This window comes from Roseovarius sp. THAF8, from assembly GCF_009363735.1.
Taxonomy (GTDB): Bacteria; Pseudomonadota; Alphaproteobacteria; order Rhodobacterales; family Rhodobacteraceae; genus Roseovarius.
Genome location: NZ_CP045412.1, coordinates 100,284 through 115,993, shown reverse-complemented (window position 1 = coordinate 115,993; position 15,710 = coordinate 100,284). Strand labels below are relative to the sequence as shown.

Sequence of the window (15,710 nt, the reverse complement as noted above, 5' to 3'; positions counted from 1 at the left end):
CTGCCCTCTCATTCCCGAGCCACGGCTTCTTTGGCGTGTTCACGGAAACTGACGTTTTTTGCCTCGTTTCCGTGACTATTGGCGTAATAGTCGGATTCGCGCAAGGATTTTCCACATCTAGTGGACGAGTTCCGCCGAACCACAAGCTTGTTGCCCCCCTCTTCATGTGGCGACGGCGAACTCAAAGATAGGTTCCGACGCAGAGGGCAGCTCTGATACCACGATCCAAGCCGCTTAACATAGCCTCGACAGGCGGTTGCGAGGGGCACTCTAGCCTATCAGAGGCGTGGAAACGGGCCGTTTGCAATTTAAGGTATCGCAACTAAACGACCAATTAATCGCGCGATCAGAGCCCGGCGGCTTTAGTCAGGTTCACCCGGAACCGATCCCGGCGGCGTTGGTAGCGGCGGGTCATTTCGGCCGAGGCGTGGCCAAGCTGTTTCTGGACATAGCGCTCGTCGACCTCGGCCGAACTGGCGAGACCGGCGCGCAGGGAATGGCCGGAGAAGAGGGCCGGGCGGTCTTTCTCTGGAAGATCGGATCGGATGCCGGCATCGAGGACGCATCGCTTGATCAGCCGCGCGACATGCTTGTCGTTGAGCCGCGTTTCCGATGCGCGCTTGCCATCGCGTGAGGTCCCAACGAAGACCGGGCCGAAATCGATCCTGGCGAAGTGCAGCCATTGTTCGAGGGCGTGGACCGGGCAGCTCTGTTCCTTGGAGCCGCGGCCGATCTCGACCTCGCGCCAACCGGTCTTTGCATTGAGCGTCAGGAGGGCGCCTTTCTCCAGGATCTCGACCCATCCGCCACTGTCTGGCGTGTCGTCCTTACCCACATCGAGGCTCACGATTTCCGAGCGACGGAGGCCGCCAGCATAGCCAATCAAAAGGATCGCCCGATCTCGCAGTCCACGCAGATCGTAGGGCAGGGTGGCGACCATCGCGAGGATGTCTTCGGCGAGAATTGCGGCCTTCTGTACCTGCGGGCGCGCGTGCTTCCGCTTGATCCCGGCCAGGACTGTCGCGATGTGGCGGTTCTTGCGATCGAGAGTGAAGCCGCGCTGCGCGTAGTTCCAGGCCAGGCCCGACAGGCGGCGGTCAATCGTGCTGACCGCGAGGGCAGGGGAGGGGCCCGACCCGGCCGCCAGGTCCGCGAGATAGAGTCCGATCATCTCCGGGGACGGGGGCAGTGGCTCCGCGCCTTTCATGCGGCACCAGCGTGCGAAGTGGGCCCAGTCCTTGGCGTAGGCCTTGAGCGTGTTCTCGGACGCCGCAGCCCGGGCGTAATCGCGCGCGGTGTCGACCAGGTGATCCAGCGTGCCCGACCCGGCGACATGGGCGGGCAGGGCGATGCTATTGCCTGCCTCTTGCTCTCTCTCGTCGCCGCGCACATCATCGAGCGCACCGGAGGGCGCTGACGTCGATTTGTCGGTCTCTGAGTCCATCGCTTTCCCTGAAAATCCGCTGATTTTGAGGCTGTGCCGCAGCGTATCTATTCATGTCCGATAAGGCAAACTTATTGGACATGGATGAAAACTCCAGAGTGGGGCGGTTTGCACAACATATCGTGGACGAAAGCGCCGCGAGAGACTAATCTTGTGACATGACATATCATCACGCCACCATCTCAAATGACCTAGCCACACTACCGCAGCTTACCGGCTGGGTCTCTGCCGGGCGTGCCGAAACGCTTGAAACTGTGGTCTTTCGGTCGGGGGCGGCGCTCACGGTGCTCGATCAGCTGGTCGGCGATCCCAGGCATGGTGTGCCCATGAGACTGCTCGCCAATCGGCTGACTCTGAGAGCGACAACTGCGACTTCGAAACTGGAGGGTCGGCTGGCGCGAGAGGCGGATATCCGCGACGCCTACCATCTGACTGGACTTGCCCAAATTTTGTGGAGAGCGTTTAGCTCACTTCGCGGGCCCTTCGCTCGAAGGCGACGGGGCTTTGGAAGTCGAGCGATGAATGGCGTCTGACGAGATTGTAGAACCCGTCGATGTATCTGGCGATGGCGTTTTCCGCCTGCTGGCGTGAATGCCAGGCGACTGGCCACAACAGCTCCGACTTGTGGTCTTGAAGAAGGTCTCAACTGGGCACAAGAAGTGATAGTTCTGGATTCGTCGTGGCACTTTTTCTGCCTGTCCGCGCAAATGTGCCAAACGGCTGACATACTCCATTGATCGGACGGCTCCGTTTAGTAGGCATGCCTATTATTGTACTATTTCAAAGGAGGCTTATTTAGAGTCCGGACTTTCAGGAATTGATTCCCTATTATCCACCAGAAAAAGAATTTGGCGCGCCAAACTTGCATGCGACAGCTTGGCGAACGAAGCTACACTTGGCGGTTTGGCCTTGATGGGCCGCTTCTCACTATATTATCATGGATAGGGCGAAATAATGGAATTTCTCAACGAACATGCAGACCGCAGTGACGACTGTCCGTGGTCCGACAATTTCGTTCGGGTGAGAAGCGGCTGATCAATGGTTTGGGCTGGTTTTCCGCTCGATATCAATTAAGAGTGCAAGTCATTGCTATGTCAGCTGCAGGCCCTTGAAAGCCAGCCCGCGCGTTTGCGAGGGAGTTTCGCCATACTCCGCAAGGTACCATTTCTTAAGTAGAACGGTGTTTGTAAAACCGCTGGCAAGTGCCACAGTTCCTAGTGGCATGTTGGTCTGCGACAGCAGCTGCCTCGCATGTTCAAGTCGAAGGTTACGGTAAACCCTCAAAGGCGTGTTGAGCAGTTTGAAACGAAGCCTGCGTTCCAGTACGCGAGTGGATTTGCCCATCAGCCAGCAGATTTGCGATACGGTGAGAGTGTCTTCCAGATGTTCCTGCATCATGGAGAGTGCGTTCAGAACCAGCGGATCCCCGGCAGCCATTTGGGTATATCGCCAGTAGAGGCTGGTTCCTGAAGTTTCTGCAGTGTCATTCAAGCCAAGGTATTCAGCTATGGCGTGTGCGGTGTAATCACCTTCAGCCTCTCGGACTACATCAACTGTCATCCGAATTGCTGCGGCAAGCCCAATCGCACTGCTTAAATTCCGGTCGTGGAAGGTGGCGGTATTCTGGATATATGGGCCATGGACTTCTTCCGAGACGGCAAGGCGAAAATTAGGGTGTACTGCCACATTTCGGTCTCGCAACAACCTTGCGCACAATGGCAGAAAAACTGCCGCGCCGACAACACAAATGCGGGTCGCGCTGCGTATGGCTGATGTCAGTGGCTGCAAATTCTTGGCAGACGGCCACCACGGTAGTTCCGATCCACCGACCAATACAAGGATGTCCGAGCGCCCGAGTTTGCCGATCGTGTCGGCCCTTTCGATGGTCCAGTCATAGACGCGACATTCATTAAGTCTGTTTGCGACGTTCAGTACGTCTGCACAGGCTTGTGCGACATGCATGACGGTGCGGTCCTGCACAACTAGTTGAACGACCTTGGTGGAAACGGATCTTCCATCAGCAGTTTTAGCGCGAATTGGAGCAGATGCAATACTTTCCAGATACATGGCCTGTCTCCCTCAATATGATGTCATTAACCATTGGTGGCCTTATCAATTCCGATCAAAGCATCGATCAAGAACACAGCTCCGAAGGCTGCATACACCGTCACGGCAGAGATTGCGGCCACGAGCGGATCGATATTGTACTGGATATAGTTGAATAGCTTCACCGGGATCGGCACGAGTTCGGCAGTTGAATTGAATATGCTCACTTCGACATTGATCCAGGACATGATGAATGCGAAAAGGCTGCCCGCAATAACGCCGGGCTTGATCTGGGGCAGGGTAATCAAGAAAAACGTCTCGATCCTATTGGCACCAAGGTCTTGAGCTGCCTCCTCAATATTCATTGGCAGACCGCCCAGCGAGGCCATCGTGGTGCGGATGACATAGGGGACCATGATCACCACGTGGCCCACCAGCAGCGCCCAAAAGGTGCGGGCGAAACCAAGCATATGTGCATATTGCAATACCGCCACACCGATCACGATGGCCGGAAGCAGAAGTGGCGAAATGAAAATTGTGTTGATCGCAGCTTTGCCTGGAAAACGTTGTCGGGCCAGAACTAGTGCCGTGGGCACCCCTAAAACAATCGCGAGCGCCGTTGCCACGGCGGCAAGCTTGACGCTTGTCCAGGCGGCTTCAACGAAGCCCGCATTTTCGATGAGTCTAGCATACCAGCGCAGCGACAGTCCCTTTGGGGGGAAGGCTAGGAAATCCGTAGCTGTGAAAGAAGCCGCGATCAGCACCGCCAAGGGGAATAGCAGGTAGAGGATGACCAACCAGGCATAGAGGCCCAGCCCGATCCGGCTGATCAGGTTATGCAACATGGTAGCCTCGTCTCTTGCGGGATTGCTGGGCTGCGAGCCGCACCAGTTGATAGGCTCCCAGAAGGACGAACGCGGTAAACAAAAGCGTCACGGCCAAAGTCGCGCCGAAGCTGAAGTTCAGCACGGTGGCATATTGTTGGAAGACCAGCATCGACATCACGACTTCGCGGCCGCCACTGAGAATGCTCGGTGTCACATAGGCCGAGACGCAGAGGGTGAACACCATGAGTGCGCCGGAAATCACCCCCGGCAGGCTGAGCGGCAACGTGACCGCCGCGAAGGTGCGCAGCGGACCGGCCCCAAGATCCCGGGCCGCGTCCTTGAGACGGGCATCCGTGTTCTGCAGAACCGCTGCTACCGACAACACCATGAAGGGTAGCATGATATAGGACAGTCCGATGATGATCGACGTCTGGTTGAATAGCAGGGGCAGCGGCTTGTCGGTTAGGCGCAAAGTCAAGAGCAGATCGTTGATAAAGCCGTTGCGACCGAGCAGGATGATCCAGCTAAAGGCACGCACGACGTTGCTGGTGAACAGCGGCGTCACCACGATGATATAGATCAGGCGTTTAAGCCACCTATTTCGCACTCGGAAGGCCATGAAATAGGCGAGAGGATACCCCAGCAAAATCGTTATCAGCGTCACCCACAACGCTATGGATAGCGTGGTCCACATGGACCTAAGGTAATAAGGGTCGCTAACCACGCGGACGTAGTTCGCAAGTGTCCATGCGCCATCCGTGTCGCGAAAGCTGGTTAGCGCCACTGCCGCGAAGGGGGCCGCGAAAAACGCCAGCATGAATGCCACCGGCACTGCCAGCAACAGAACGATCGTCCAGTAACCCAGTCTCATCGATCCAGCACCCGTACCCGTTCGACGGGCCATCCGAAGTGCAACTCGGCGCCGCTGTACAATTTTGAGGCTTCAGGAATATTGGTGTCCATCACCACTTCTTGGCCGTCGGGCAGTTCCGCATAGAGCCGCCATGCTACGCCACGGAAGATCTTCTGACGCAGACGCCCTTCGCCCAGGACCCAGTGATCTGCCCTCGCAGGGGCCTTGTAGAGCAGGGCCACGTTTTCGGGACGCACCATCAGAGTGGCCCCGGGAGACACCGTCACGTCAGCGGGAATGGTAATTCCGGCAAGCGTACCCTGGTCGGTCAGAGTCAGAAGATTTGCCTCGCCGATGAAATCCGCCACGAAGCGGCTTTCAGGGGCATCGTATACCTCTTCGCCCCTGCCGATCTGGGCTATGCGACCATGGTCCATCACGACGATCCGGTCGGCGATGGTCAGCGCCTCTTCCTGGTCGTGCGTGACGAGGATGAAGGTCATCCCAAGCCTTTCATGCAGGCGTTTGAGTTCGATCTGCATGCGTTTGCGCAGCTTGAGGTCGAGCGCGGCCAGAGGTTCATCGAGCAGCAAGACCCGCGGCTGGTTAACAATGGCACGCGCGAGTGCGACGCGCTGTTGCTGACCACCGGAAAGCTCGGAGGGCCAGCGATTAGCAAAGTCGCCCATTCCCACCATTTCCAATGCTTCGGCGACGCGGGTACGGATCTCTGGTCGCCCTAGGCGCTTGCGCTTGAGTCCGAAGGCAATGTTTTCCGTCACGTCCATGTGGGGAAAAAGGGCATAATTCTGGAACACGGTATTCACGGGGCGCTGATCGGCGGGTACCTTGTTCATCCGGCGGCCGTCGATGCGAAGTTCGCCCTCGGACGGGTCGAGAAATCCCGCAATCATTCGCAGAAGCGTAGTCTTGCCGCAGCCGGAAGGCCCTAGAAGCGCGAGAAACTCACCGCTCCGCACTGCCAGGTTGATGTCATTCAGCGCCGTGACAGTTCCAAATTTGCGTGTCACGCCATCGAGACGAATAAGCTCCTGCCCCATACCAGTCCTCTTGCTTGGATGGCTCCGAAGCGCAGACCTTACGGCGATGCGCTTCAGGACCGTTTCTGTCACCCGCCGGTTGCGATCCGGGTCCAGGTTTCGGTCAGGGCGTCGCGATGGGCGTTGATCGCCGTCCAGTCCGCCACGTCCAGATCGTCCAAGGATCCACCCTCACCCCAAGGCATGCGCGCTGCCACGTCCTCGGGCAGCTCGATACCCATGGTCGCGGGTCCGACCTGAAGTTCCGCGGCTAGGCAGCCAGCCTGTGCGGGACGCACAGCGAAATCGACGAGCTTATGCGCCGCCTCCAACTGGTCGGTCCCTTTTACGATATGCACGCGGATATCCGAGGCCATCGCGCCTTCTTTGGGAATCGCGTAGGCGATCGGCAGGCCGCTGTCGGCCATGGTGAAGGCTTGGGTCGCGTAATGCGCTCCGATTACGCCCTCGCCGGTCTGGAAGCCACTGTTGGCGACGCCTGAGCTGTCAAAAAACAAGGCCACGTCCAGATCGGCCAGCTTCTCGGCTGCCGGGCTCAAATCGTCCAACGTCCCGCCGGCAAGATCGTTGAACACGGCCAGCATCGGCACGCCAATGGAATTGACAGCGCTCGGCAGGATCACGCGACCTGCATATTCGGGGTTCCACAGATCCTCCCACGAGGTGGGCGGGGTGGTGATCTCTTGGCTGTTGTAGACGATGCCCACGGCGAAATAACCGTTGCCAACGGCGTAAATCTCGCCGCTGTCGGTATTGTATTTCGCCTGATCGGCGACGTTCTCCAGAGCCGGGGCTTGGTCCGGGTTGATCGCCTGCACAACGCCGCTGTCACGAGCGAGCTCCGACACGCCGCCATCCATCCAGGCCACGTCGGTCACGGGCGCGGAAGCCTCAGCCTGCAGCTTCGACAAGGTCACGGTCGAGGCGCTGGGTTCTAGCACAACGGAAATGCCCGTTTCTTCCTCGAAAGGCTTGAACACGCAAGCGCTCAGCGCATCGCCCCAGCTCCCGCCATAGGCGGATACGTTCAGCGATTCCGCCTTTGCAGCGCCGGCCAATGCCATCAGCGAGGCAGAGGCCATTAGGATCGTCTTCTTCATGTGAAACTCCCTATGTTCACCAGGTTTAATCATTCATTCCGCCACGACGGCATCGGCCGCCTTGGCAATTGCGTGGTCCGTCCATTCGAAATCTGCCTCGGTCAAAGCGAGGCTGGGGTAGGTCTTGCCGGGGGATTTGAAGATGCCATTGGCGCGCAATGTATCGTTCCAAAGTTTGGCGCGGGCAGCATCGGCCCCCTGCACGGCGCGGTAATCCAGCGGGTCCTGCGCGGTGAAGACGACCTCGAAAAGGGTGGCGTCGCCGACGATGCGATAGGGCAAGCCCGTGGGTTCGAGCGCCTTGCGGATCATGCCCGCCACCCTGTCGCCCAGGTCGCGCAGACGCGGGTATTGTCCGTCGCGGCGCAGGATTTCGAGGCTTTTGAGCCCCGCTGCGGCCGCCACTGGATTGCCCGATAGCGTCCCGAGTTGCATCAGCCAGCGGTCATCGCCCACCGCTGCCTTGTCGAAATGCGCCAGGATGTCAGCCCGGCCCGCGGTGGCCGCCAAGGGAAAGCCGCCGCCGATCACCTTGCCCAGCGTGCAAAGGTCGGGCGTGACGCCATAAAGTTCCTGCGCCCCGCCATAGGAGAAGCGGAAGCCGGTGACGACCTCGTCGAAGATCAGCACGATGCCGTACCGGTCACATTCGTCGCGCAACAGTTGCAGGAAGCCCGGCGCGGGCGGGATGATGCGTTGCAGCGGCTCGACGATCAGGCCGGCGACCTGGCACTCGTATTCTGCCAGAAGCGAGCGGATGTAGTCGGGGTCGTTGAAGGGCGCGATCAGCATGTCGTCGGCCACGCTTCGGGGGATGCCGGCGCTGTCGGGAACGGCTTGCGGAAAGTTCACGCGACGCGTGGGCGCAAGGCTCATCTGTGCCTCGGCGGACATGCCGTGATAGCCGCCCTCGAACTTCACGATCTTGTCGCGTCCGGTGAAGGCACGGGCAAGGCGCATGGCGTACATGTCCGCCTCGCCGCCCGATGAGACGTAGCGCAGCTGTTCGGCGCAGGGAACGGCGCGGCAGATTTCCTCGGCCAGTTCGATACCGAGCGCGTTATTGGCAAAGAAGGTCTGCCCCCTGGGAAGTTGGTCATAGACCGCCTCGAGCACCTCTGGGTGGCCGTGGCCCAGAAGCATCGGTCCGGACCCGATCAGGTAGTCGACATATTCGCGGCCATCCTCGTCCCACACCCGTGCGCCGCGGCCTTCGCGGATCACCATCGAGGGGTCGAAATTGCCGAAGCCGCCGCCGGGCAGGACGGCGCGGGCACGCTCGGCCCAGTCGGCTTGGGTGTGATGTCTGTTCATCGCTTCAATCCAGTATCAGGTCAGGTTGGCCCAGCAGGTCGAGGTCGGGCGCTATGCCAAGGCCCGGCCCATCGGGCGGGGCGATGCGGCCATTGTTGCGCACCGGGGCACCCGGGGCCACGCGAGGCGAGACGTAGCCCGAGAGGTCGCAGACGTTCAGCAGGCGCGCCGGTGGGGTCGCGGCGCCGAGGTGCAGCGCGGCGGCGGTCACGATATCCGAGCCCCAAGTGCATTCGACGCACATCTTGGCACCGAGATGCAGGCAGAGGTCACGCGCCCGGCGCAGCGCGGACAGGCCGCCGAACTTCGACAGCTTCAGCGCCGCGGCGTCCATTGTGCCAAGGCCATGCGCCTGCAGGAGCGTGGGAGTGTCGTGGACCAGTTCGTCCAGCTTCATCGGCAGGCCGGTGGCCGCGCGGACCTGGGCGCATTCGGCCAGCGTGGCGCAGGGCTGTTCCAGCATCACGTCCAGATCGGCCGCGGCGCGCCCGACGCGCGTGGCCCAGAGGGTGGTCGCGCCGCAGTTCCAGTCGCCATAGACCAGCGGGCCGGGGCCGACGGCCTCGCGCACCTTGGCGAGGCGTTCGACGTCGGTCTGCCAGTCGCCGGACGCACCGAGCTTGGCCTGGAATTGCGTGATGCCGCTGGCCTGGGCGTCGCGGGCAACGCGGGCCATCTCGTCAGGGGCGACGCAGGTGATGGAGTGGTAGAGCGGAAGGTCCTCCGATTGCCGACCGCCGAGCAGGCTGTAGAGAGGCAGGTTTGCCGTCTTGCCGGTGATGTCCCAGAGCGCGATGTCGAGCGCCGACTTGGCGAAGGCGTGACCGGGTAGCCACGCGTCAGCCCGTGCCATCAGCGCCTCGGCCCCCAGCGGGTCGCCGCCCAAGATCACCGGCGCCAGTTCGGTCAGCGCGGGGGCGACGCCGCGCGTGTAGGCGGGCAGGTAGTGGGGGATCGGGCAAACCTCGCCCCAGCCGGTCAGGCCGGTGTCGGTCTCGAGCGCGATGACCACGCTTTCCACGGTGTCGCAGGTCTTGCCGTCGGCCATGTAATAGGCCGTGTGGCTGGTCAGCGGTACGTGCCAGAGCGACAGGCGGGTGATCTTCATTCCGCGGGTTCCGTCGCGGTCTCGGCGAGGGGCAGGAGGCTTTGCGGATCGTAGGCCGGTTCACTCAAGGTGCGCGCGGCGCGGGGCTGGCCGTGGATCACGACCTCCAGTTTCGTGCCGGGGGTGATGGCGTGTGGCTTGAGATAGGCGAAGGCGAGGATCTTGCCGATGCTGTGGCCATAGGCGACCGAGGCGGTGGAGCCGACGACCGTGCCGTCGAGCAAAACCGCCTCGCCGCCGTGGCCGTCGATTTCGCCGTCCGGCTCGATTTCCAAGTAGGCGCAGACCCAAGGCAGGTTGCCCTGTTTCGCCTGTTCGGCGCTGGCGCGGGTGGCGTCGGCACCGAGATAGTCCTTGTCCAGCCGGGCAAAGCGCATCACGTCGGCCTCTGGCAAAGTCACTTCGTTGGTAAGCTCGCCCGCGCCCTTGAACGCCTTTTCCATGCGAAGGGCGTTCATGGCGAAGCTGCCGTAGTCGGCGATGCCGTGCGCCTTGCCGGCGGTCCAGAGGGCGTCGTAGACCGCGAGGGCGTGCTCGCGCGGCATGTGCAGTTCCCACCCCAGCTCGCCCGCATAGGACATGCGGAACGCCCAGACGGGCGCGCCGGCCAAGTTTATCTGTTGCGCGGTCAGCCAGCGGAATCCGGCATTCGAGAGATCGGCGTCGGTGCATTGCGCCAGCACCTTGCGCGATGCTGGGCCGTTGAGCGTGAGCGCGGCCCAATCGTTAGAGCGCAGGATGACTTCGGCGTCCTCGCCTGCGCGGTTCTGGTCGATGTGATCGAGCAGGCGCTGTTCGAAGAAGGCGGCGCAGACGAGATAGAAGCGGTCCTCGGCCAGCTTGACCACGGTGGTTTCCAGTTCGATCCGGCCGCGGCGGTTGAGCATGTGGGTCAGCGCGATGCCCCCCACCTTTTGCGGCAGACGGTTGGCGGTCAGCCGGTCCAGAAGCGTGGCGGCGTCGGGGCCGGTGACCTCGACCTTGGTGAAGGCGGAGATGTCCATGATCCCGACGGCCTCGCGCACGGCCTTGCATTCGGCGGTGACGATGTCGTGCACGGCGTTGCGACGGAAAGAATACTGATCCTTTTGAGGCACGCCGTCCTTGGCAAACCAGCGGGGGCGTTCGTGGCCGTAGACCTCCTCGAAGACCGCTCCCTTGTCTTTCAGCCGGTCATAGAGCGGCGAGGGCTTCACCGGGCGCCCTGCCAGACGGTTGAAATGCGGGAAGGGGATTTCGTGGCGAAGGCAGTAGTCCTCCTTGGCCTTGACGATTTGCCAGTCCTTGGTGGCATAGGCGCCGAAACGGCGCGGATCGTAGTCGCGCATCGAGATGTCGGCGGCGCCGTGCACCATCCAGCGGGCCAGTTCACGGGTCAGGCCGGGGCCCCAACCGATTCCGATCTGCGTGCCGCAGCAGCACCAGTAGTTGCGCACGCCGGGCGCGGGGCCGATCAGCGGGTTGCCGTCGGGCGGATGGCTGATCGCGCCGTGCACGTCGCGGGTGATGCCCAGCTCGGCAAAGATCGGCATCCGTTCAAGCGCGTTTTCCAGCCAGGGCATGACGCGGTCATAATCGGGGTCGAACAGTTCGTTCTCGGCGTCCCATGGGCAGTGGTCTTCCCACACGGTGTTGGGGTTTTCCTTTTCGTAGATGCCGATCAGGCCTTTTTTCTGTTCCATCCGGATGTAGCCGGAGACCTTCCTGTCGTCGCGGATGACCGGCAGTTCGCGGTCGAGGTCCAGGAACTGGGGCACGGTGTCGGTGACGAAATAATGGTGGGTCATGGAGGTCATGGGCAGTTGCAGGCCCGACCATTCGCCCATTTGCCGCGCATAGGTCCCGCCCGCGTTGACCACGTGTTCGCAGCGGATGGGGCCCTGTTCGGTTTCCACCACCCAGTCGTCGCCCTGCCGGGTGATGTTGGTGGCGCGGCAGCGGCGGAAGATGCGCACGCCCTTCTGGCGCGCCCCGGCCGCCATCGCCATCGTGACGTTGGTGGGATCGACATGACCGTCGTCTGGGGTGTGCAACGCACCGAGCACGCCGTCGAGGTTATAAAAGGGGTGCAGTTCGGCGATCCTGTCCGTTCCGACAAGCTCGATGTTGAAGCCAAGCGCGCGGCCCACCGACAGGGTGTGGCGCAGCCAGTCCATCTCGTCCTCCGTATAGGCAAGGCGGAACGAGCCGCAGCCGTGCCATGTCACGGGCTGGCCGGTTTCGGCCTCGAGTCCCCCGGAATAGAGCCCGATGTTGTAGTCCACGCATTTTCCCAGGCTGAAGCTGGAGGTGGAGTGGGTGATTTGCCCCGCCGCGTGCCAGGTGCTGCCGCTGGTCAGCTCGGCCTTTTCCAGCAAGACGGTATCTGCGCCCCACCCTTCGTGCGCGAGGTGATAGGCAAGGCCCACCCCCATGACGCCGCCGCCGACGATGACGACGCGGGCATGGGACGGGAGTGTCGGTCCGGACATGGCGATTTTTCCTGTGAGCAGAGTCGCATTTTCGATGGACATGGTATTCGTACATTTGTACCATCGTCAATCATGAATCAAACAAACGTATCAAACACCATCCTTGACCGCCTGAGTGACGAGTGGGATCGCCTGACCCCCGAGGCGCAGAAGGCCGCACGCTATGTTCTGGAAAACCCCGCCGATGTGGGCGTCTCGACAGTGCGCGAAATCGCCGAGGCGGCGAACGTGAAGCCCAACACATTCGTGCGCATGGCGCGACAGGTGGGGTTCGAGGGCTATGACGATTTTCGCGCGCCCTTCCGAGAGGCCATCCGCAAGGGCGGAGTCAGTTTCCCGGACCGGGCGCGATGGTTGCAGGATATCCGCAAGTCCGGCGAAATCGGCGGGCTTTACGCCGACATGATCGATGCGGCGGCGCGCAACATCGAGGAAACCTTCGCCACGATTTCCGAGGATGCGCTGAAGGCCGCGGCCGAGGCGATCTGGGCCTCGCGGCAGGTGTTTACGCTGGGTGTGGGCGTCAACAACGCCAATGCCCGCAATTTCACCTATCTGGCGTCCACCGGCATGACGCAGTTTCACAGCATTCCGAAGCCCGGATCGACCGCGGCGGACGACCTGGCCTGGGCCGACGGGCGCGATGTGCTGATTGCCATGACGATGAAGCCCTACCGGACAGAGGTGATCGAAGCGGTGCGTATCGCCCGTGACCAGGGCATGACCGTCATCGGCATTTCCGACAGCCCGGCCAGCCCGATCATCCTGCACGCGCAGCACGGATTCACAGTGGCCGTGGACACGCCGCAGTTCTTTCCGTCCTCGGTCTCGACCATCGCGCTGCTGGAAACCCTGCTGAGTTTCGTGATCGCGGTGGCCAGCGACGAGATCGTGGAGCGTGTCGAGAAATTTCACCAACGCCGGCATCAGCTGGGTCTCTACCGGGAGGAGCCGGAATGACCATCGCACTGACCCATTCGCTGGAGGCGAGGTATTACACCGACCCCGCCATTTTCGAGGCCGAGCGCACGGGCCTTCTGTCGCGGACCTGGCAGTTTGCGGGCCACGGCAGCCAGCTTGAGAACCCCGGCGATTACTTCGCCTTCGAGATGGCCGGTGAGAGCCTGTTCTGCATCAAGGGGCGCGATGGCGAAATCCGCACCTTCTATAACGTCTGCCAGCACCGGGCGCACCAGCTGGTCAGTGGCGCTGGGTCGACCCGCGTGGTGGTCTGCCCGTATCATGCGTGGACCTACGAGCTGACGGGGGCGCTGCGGGCGGCCCCGAACACCAAGGCGGTGCCGGGATTCGACAAGTCCCGCGTCTGTCTGACCGAAGTGCGTACCGAGGTTTTCCTGGGCTTCATCTTCGTCAACCTCGACCCGGACGCGGCGCCGATGGACCAGTGGTTTCCCGGCGTGCGCGCCGAATTGATGGAATGGCTGCCGCACTGGGAGAGCCTGAAGCCGCTGGAATGGGTGGAGATCCCGGAGAACTGCAACTGGAAGGTTTCGGTCGAGAACTATTCCGAGTGCTATCACTGTTCGCTCAACCATCCGACCTTTTCCACCGGGGTGATCAAGCCGGAAACCTACGATATACAGCCGCAGGGCTATTGCCTGCGCCACACGACCGAGTGCCAGAGCCTCGAGAACATGAGCTACGAGATCGACGGCTCGAAGCCGCATGCGCAAGAGTATTCGAGCTGGTTCCTGTGGCCGATGTTCAGTTTCCAGGTCTACCCGGGCAACGTGCTGAACACCTATCACTGGCGCGCTGTCGGCCCGGATCATGTGATCGTCTGGAGGGGGTGGTACACGGAGGGTGGCTGGGACAGCGAGGTGATCCGCCGGCTAGCGGTACAGGACCGAGCCACCACCGTCGAAGAGGATATCCACCTGGTGGAATCGGTGCAGCGCGGGCTGAAGTCGCGCGGCTACGTGCCCGGGCCGCTGGTGGTCGATCCGGGGTGCGGCGTGAATTCCGAGCATTCGGTCATGATGCTTCAGAAGTGGATGCGCGAGGGTGTGGTAGATTGACATGAGTAACCAAGAGCAAAATTACATCGACGGCCTGTGGTGTGAAGGCGGAGCAGGCCGGATTGACGTGATCGATCCAGGAACGGGCAAAAAACTTTCCGAACATGCGATGGCCGATGCGGCTGATGTGGATCGCGCGGTCCAAGCCGCTGTCCGTGTGCACCGATCCGGAGTTCTGACCGATATGAGGCCGATTGAACGAGGTCGCATGGTCCAGGCGATGGGGCGGTACCTGATCGACCATATCGACGCGTTGGCCGACTTGCTTACCGCGGAACAGGGCAAGCCGCGCTGGGAAGCAGAGATGGAGGTCCGAGGCGCGGCACTCTACTTCGAATATTACGGCAATCAGGCGAGCACGGTTGAGGGGCGGTCGATCCCGTTGGGGTCGGGGTATTTCGATTTCACCCATTATGAGCCTTATGGCGTTTCTGCGCAAATCATTCCTTGGAACTACCCGCTGGAGATGACTGCGCGATCGCTGTCGGCCGCGCTGACCACGGGCAATGCCTGCGTGATCAAAACCCCCGAACTCACGCCACTGTCCAACTACATTTTTGCGCGTGCCGCGGAGGCCGCGGGCTTTCCAAATGGCGCTGTCAACATCCTCTGCGGCTGGGGACACGAAGCGGGCGCGGCTTTGTCAGCTCATCCCGATATCGATCAGGTCGTGTTCACCGGCTCGGTGCGGACTGGCATCGCGATCGCCACCGCGGCGGCGCAAAATGTCGTCCCCTGCGTGCTGGAACTAGGCGGTAAGTCGGCCGCTATTGTGCATGAGGACGCCGACCTGGATGCGTTCGAGAACGATATCCGCTGGGGCATCTATTTTAACGCCGGCCAGATTTGCAGTGCCATGAGCCGTGTCATCGTTCATGAAAGCCGGCATGACGAACTGATCGAGCGCGCGGTAAATGTGGCCAATTCGCTTTCAGTCGGGCCGGGCAGGGAGCGCGGCGCGGTCGGCGCCAATATGGGCGCGATGGTGAGCGAGTCACAACGTGACCGAGCGGCTGATTTTGTGTCTCAGGCCGAGGGGCAGGGCGCCCACGTAGTAACCGGCGGGCACAAGATGAACATTCCAGGCGCCTTTCTGGAACCCACTGTGCTGAAGGATGTGAAGCCGGACATGACAATTGCTCAGGAAGAGATTTTTGGGCCCGTCCTGTCGGTGCTGTCATTTCGCGATGAGGCCGAGGCGATCAAGATTGCCAACGGCACGCAATTTGGGCTTGTGGGCGGCGTCTTTACCCGCGATCTCGATCGCGCGACTCGCGCGGCACAGAAGGTTCGGGCTGGGCAAGTTTTCGTAAACGCATGGTTCGCGGGAGGCGTAGAAACCCCGTTCGGCGGCTACGGCAAATCCGGCTACGGTCGCGAAAAGGGGCGCGAGGCGCTCTGGAATTACGTTCAGACCAAGAACGTAGCCATAAAAGTGAGGTGATAG

General features: G+C 61.3%; 13 protein-coding genes and 1 pseudogene. 4 read left to right on the top strand and 10 right to left on the bottom strand.

Annotated elements, in window-relative coordinates; translation table 11 throughout:
* Nucleotides 1–346: 346 nt before the first annotated feature.
* Nucleotides 347–1,444: a tyrosine-type recombinase/integrase gene (locus FIU85_RS21335; protein ID WP_152498441.1), complete on the bottom strand. Its 1,098-nt coding sequence runs from the start codon at nt 1,442–1,444 to the stop codon at nt 347–349.
* Nucleotides 1,445–1,602: 158 nt separating this feature from the next.
* On the opposite strand from FIU85_RS21335, the gene FIU85_RS21330 reads away from it, so the two are divergent.
* A complete protein-coding gene (locus FIU85_RS21330; protein ID WP_254703086.1) occupies nt 1,603–1,977 on the top strand; it encodes a DUF1403 family protein in 375 nt (124 codons plus the stop codon).
* On the opposite strand, the pseudogene FIU85_RS22445 reads toward FIU85_RS21330, so the two are convergent.
* From FIU85_RS22445 to FIU85_RS21290, 9 genes and pseudogenes are all read right to left on the bottom strand, one after another.
* Nucleotides 1,907–2,091: pseudogene (locus FIU85_RS22445) on the bottom strand (IS3 family transposase); the annotation flags it as partial. The gene FIU85_RS21330 and the pseudogene FIU85_RS22445 overlap by 71 nt on opposite strands.
* 442 nt (nt 2,092–2,533) lie before the next feature.
* Entirely contained in the window at nt 2,534–3,511 is a 978-nt protein-coding gene (locus tag FIU85_RS21325; RefSeq protein ID WP_152498440.1) for a helix-turn-helix domain-containing protein, read from the bottom strand.
* A gap of 26 nt (nt 3,512–3,537) precedes the next feature.
* The gene (locus tag FIU85_RS21320; protein WP_254703085.1) at nt 3,538–4,335 is read right to left on the bottom strand and encodes an ABC transporter permease; all 798 of its coding nucleotides are present in this window, start codon (nt 4,333–4,335) and stop codon (nt 3,538–3,540) included.
* The gene (locus tag FIU85_RS21315; protein ID WP_152498439.1) at nt 4,325–5,188 is read right to left on the bottom strand and encodes an ABC transporter permease; all 864 of its coding nucleotides are present in this window, start codon (nt 5,186–5,188) and stop codon (nt 4,325–4,327) included. Before FIU85_RS21315 ends, FIU85_RS21320 begins: the two co-directional genes overlap by 11 nt.
* Complete coding sequence (locus FIU85_RS21310; protein ID WP_152498438.1) at nt 5,185–6,231, bottom strand: ABC transporter ATP-binding protein; 1,047 nt, start codon at nt 6,229–6,231, stop codon at nt 5,185–5,187. Before FIU85_RS21310 ends, FIU85_RS21315 begins: the two co-directional genes overlap by 4 nt.
* Nucleotides 6,232–6,299: 68 nt before the next feature.
* Complete coding sequence (locus FIU85_RS21305) at nt 6,300–7,331, bottom strand: ABC transporter substrate-binding protein (protein WP_172978963.1); 1,032 nt, start codon at nt 7,329–7,331, stop codon at nt 6,300–6,302.
* A gap of 33 nt (nt 7,332–7,364) precedes the next feature.
* On the bottom strand, nt 7,365–8,645 hold the full coding sequence (locus FIU85_RS21300) for an aspartate aminotransferase family protein (RefSeq protein ID WP_152498436.1): 1,281 nt from the start codon (nt 8,643–8,645) through the stop codon (nt 7,365–7,367).
* A 4-nt stretch (nt 8,646–8,649) separates the two neighbouring features.
* Nucleotides 8,650–9,753: a mandelate racemase/muconate lactonizing enzyme family protein gene (locus FIU85_RS21295; RefSeq protein ID WP_152498435.1), complete on the bottom strand. Its 1,104-nt coding sequence runs from the start codon at nt 9,751–9,753 to the stop codon at nt 8,650–8,652.
* A complete protein-coding gene (locus tag FIU85_RS21290) occupies nt 9,750–12,224 on the bottom strand; it encodes an FAD-dependent oxidoreductase (RefSeq protein WP_152498434.1) in 2,475 nt (824 codons plus the stop codon). The genes FIU85_RS21295 and FIU85_RS21290 overlap by 4 nt, the downstream gene beginning before the upstream one ends.
* A gap of 72 nt (nt 12,225–12,296) precedes the next feature.
* On the opposite strand from FIU85_RS21290, the gene FIU85_RS21285 reads away from it, so the two are divergent.
* Genes FIU85_RS21285 through FIU85_RS21275 form a run of 3 tightly spaced genes read left to right on the top strand, consistent with a single transcriptional unit; the run spans nt 12,297 to nt 15,707 of the window.
* Nucleotides 12,297–13,184, top strand: a complete 888-nt coding sequence (locus FIU85_RS21285) for a MurR/RpiR family transcriptional regulator (protein WP_152498433.1) — start codon at nt 12,297–12,299, stop codon at nt 13,182–13,184.
* The gene (locus FIU85_RS21280) at nt 13,181–14,263 is read left to right on the top strand and encodes an aromatic ring-hydroxylating dioxygenase subunit alpha (RefSeq protein ID WP_152498432.1); all 1,083 of its coding nucleotides are present in this window, start codon (nt 13,181–13,183) and stop codon (nt 14,261–14,263) included. Before FIU85_RS21285 ends, FIU85_RS21280 begins: the two co-directional genes overlap by 4 nt.
* A 1-nt stretch (nt 14,264) precedes the next feature.
* A complete protein-coding gene (locus tag FIU85_RS21275) occupies nt 14,265–15,707 on the top strand; it encodes an aldehyde dehydrogenase family protein (protein ID WP_152498431.1) in 1,443 nt (480 codons plus the stop codon).
* The last annotated feature ends 3 nt before the right edge of the window (nt 15,708–15,710 follow it).

Coding starts and splice junctions, on each gene's coding strand:
- FIU85_RS21305 (WP_172978963.1), bottom strand. CDS start 7,331: ATGAAGAAGACGATCCTAATGGCCTCTGCCTCGCTGATGGCATTGGCC.
- FIU85_RS21295 (WP_152498435.1), bottom strand. CDS start 9,753: ATGAAGATCACCCGCCTGTCGCTCTGGCACGTACCGCTGACCAGCCAC.
- FIU85_RS21280 (WP_152498432.1), top strand. CDS start 13,181: ATGACCATCGCACTGACCCATTCGCTGGAGGCGAGGTATTACACCGAC.
- FIU85_RS21325 (WP_152498440.1), bottom strand. CDS start 3,511: ATGTATCTGGAAAGTATTGCATCTGCTCCAATTCGCGCTAAAACTGCT.
- FIU85_RS21330 (WP_254703086.1), top strand. CDS start 1,603: ATGACATATCATCACGCCACCATCTCAAATGACCTAGCCACACTACCG.
- FIU85_RS21275 (WP_152498431.1), top strand. CDS start 14,265: ATGAGTAACCAAGAGCAAAATTACATCGACGGCCTGTGGTGTGAAGGC.
- FIU85_RS21285 (WP_152498433.1), top strand. CDS start 12,297: ATGAATCAAACAAACGTATCAAACACCATCCTTGACCGCCTGAGTGAC.
- FIU85_RS21335 (WP_152498441.1), bottom strand. CDS start 1,444: ATGGACTCAGAGACCGACAAATCGACGTCAGCGCCCTCCGGTGCGCTC.
- FIU85_RS21290 (WP_152498434.1), bottom strand. CDS start 12,224: ATGTCCGGACCGACACTCCCGTCCCATGCCCGCGTCGTCATCGTCGGC.
- FIU85_RS21310 (WP_152498438.1), bottom strand. CDS start 6,231: ATGGGGCAGGAGCTTATTCGTCTCGATGGCGTGACACGCAAATTTGGA.
- FIU85_RS21300 (WP_152498436.1), bottom strand. CDS start 8,645: ATGAACAGACATCACACCCAAGCCGACTGGGCCGAGCGTGCCCGCGCC.
- FIU85_RS21320 (WP_254703085.1), bottom strand. CDS start 4,335: ATGTTGCATAACCTGATCAGCCGGATCGGGCTGGGCCTCTATGCCTGG.
- FIU85_RS21315 (WP_152498439.1), bottom strand. CDS start 5,188: ATGAGACTGGGTTACTGGACGATCGTTCTGTTGCTGGCAGTGCCGGTG.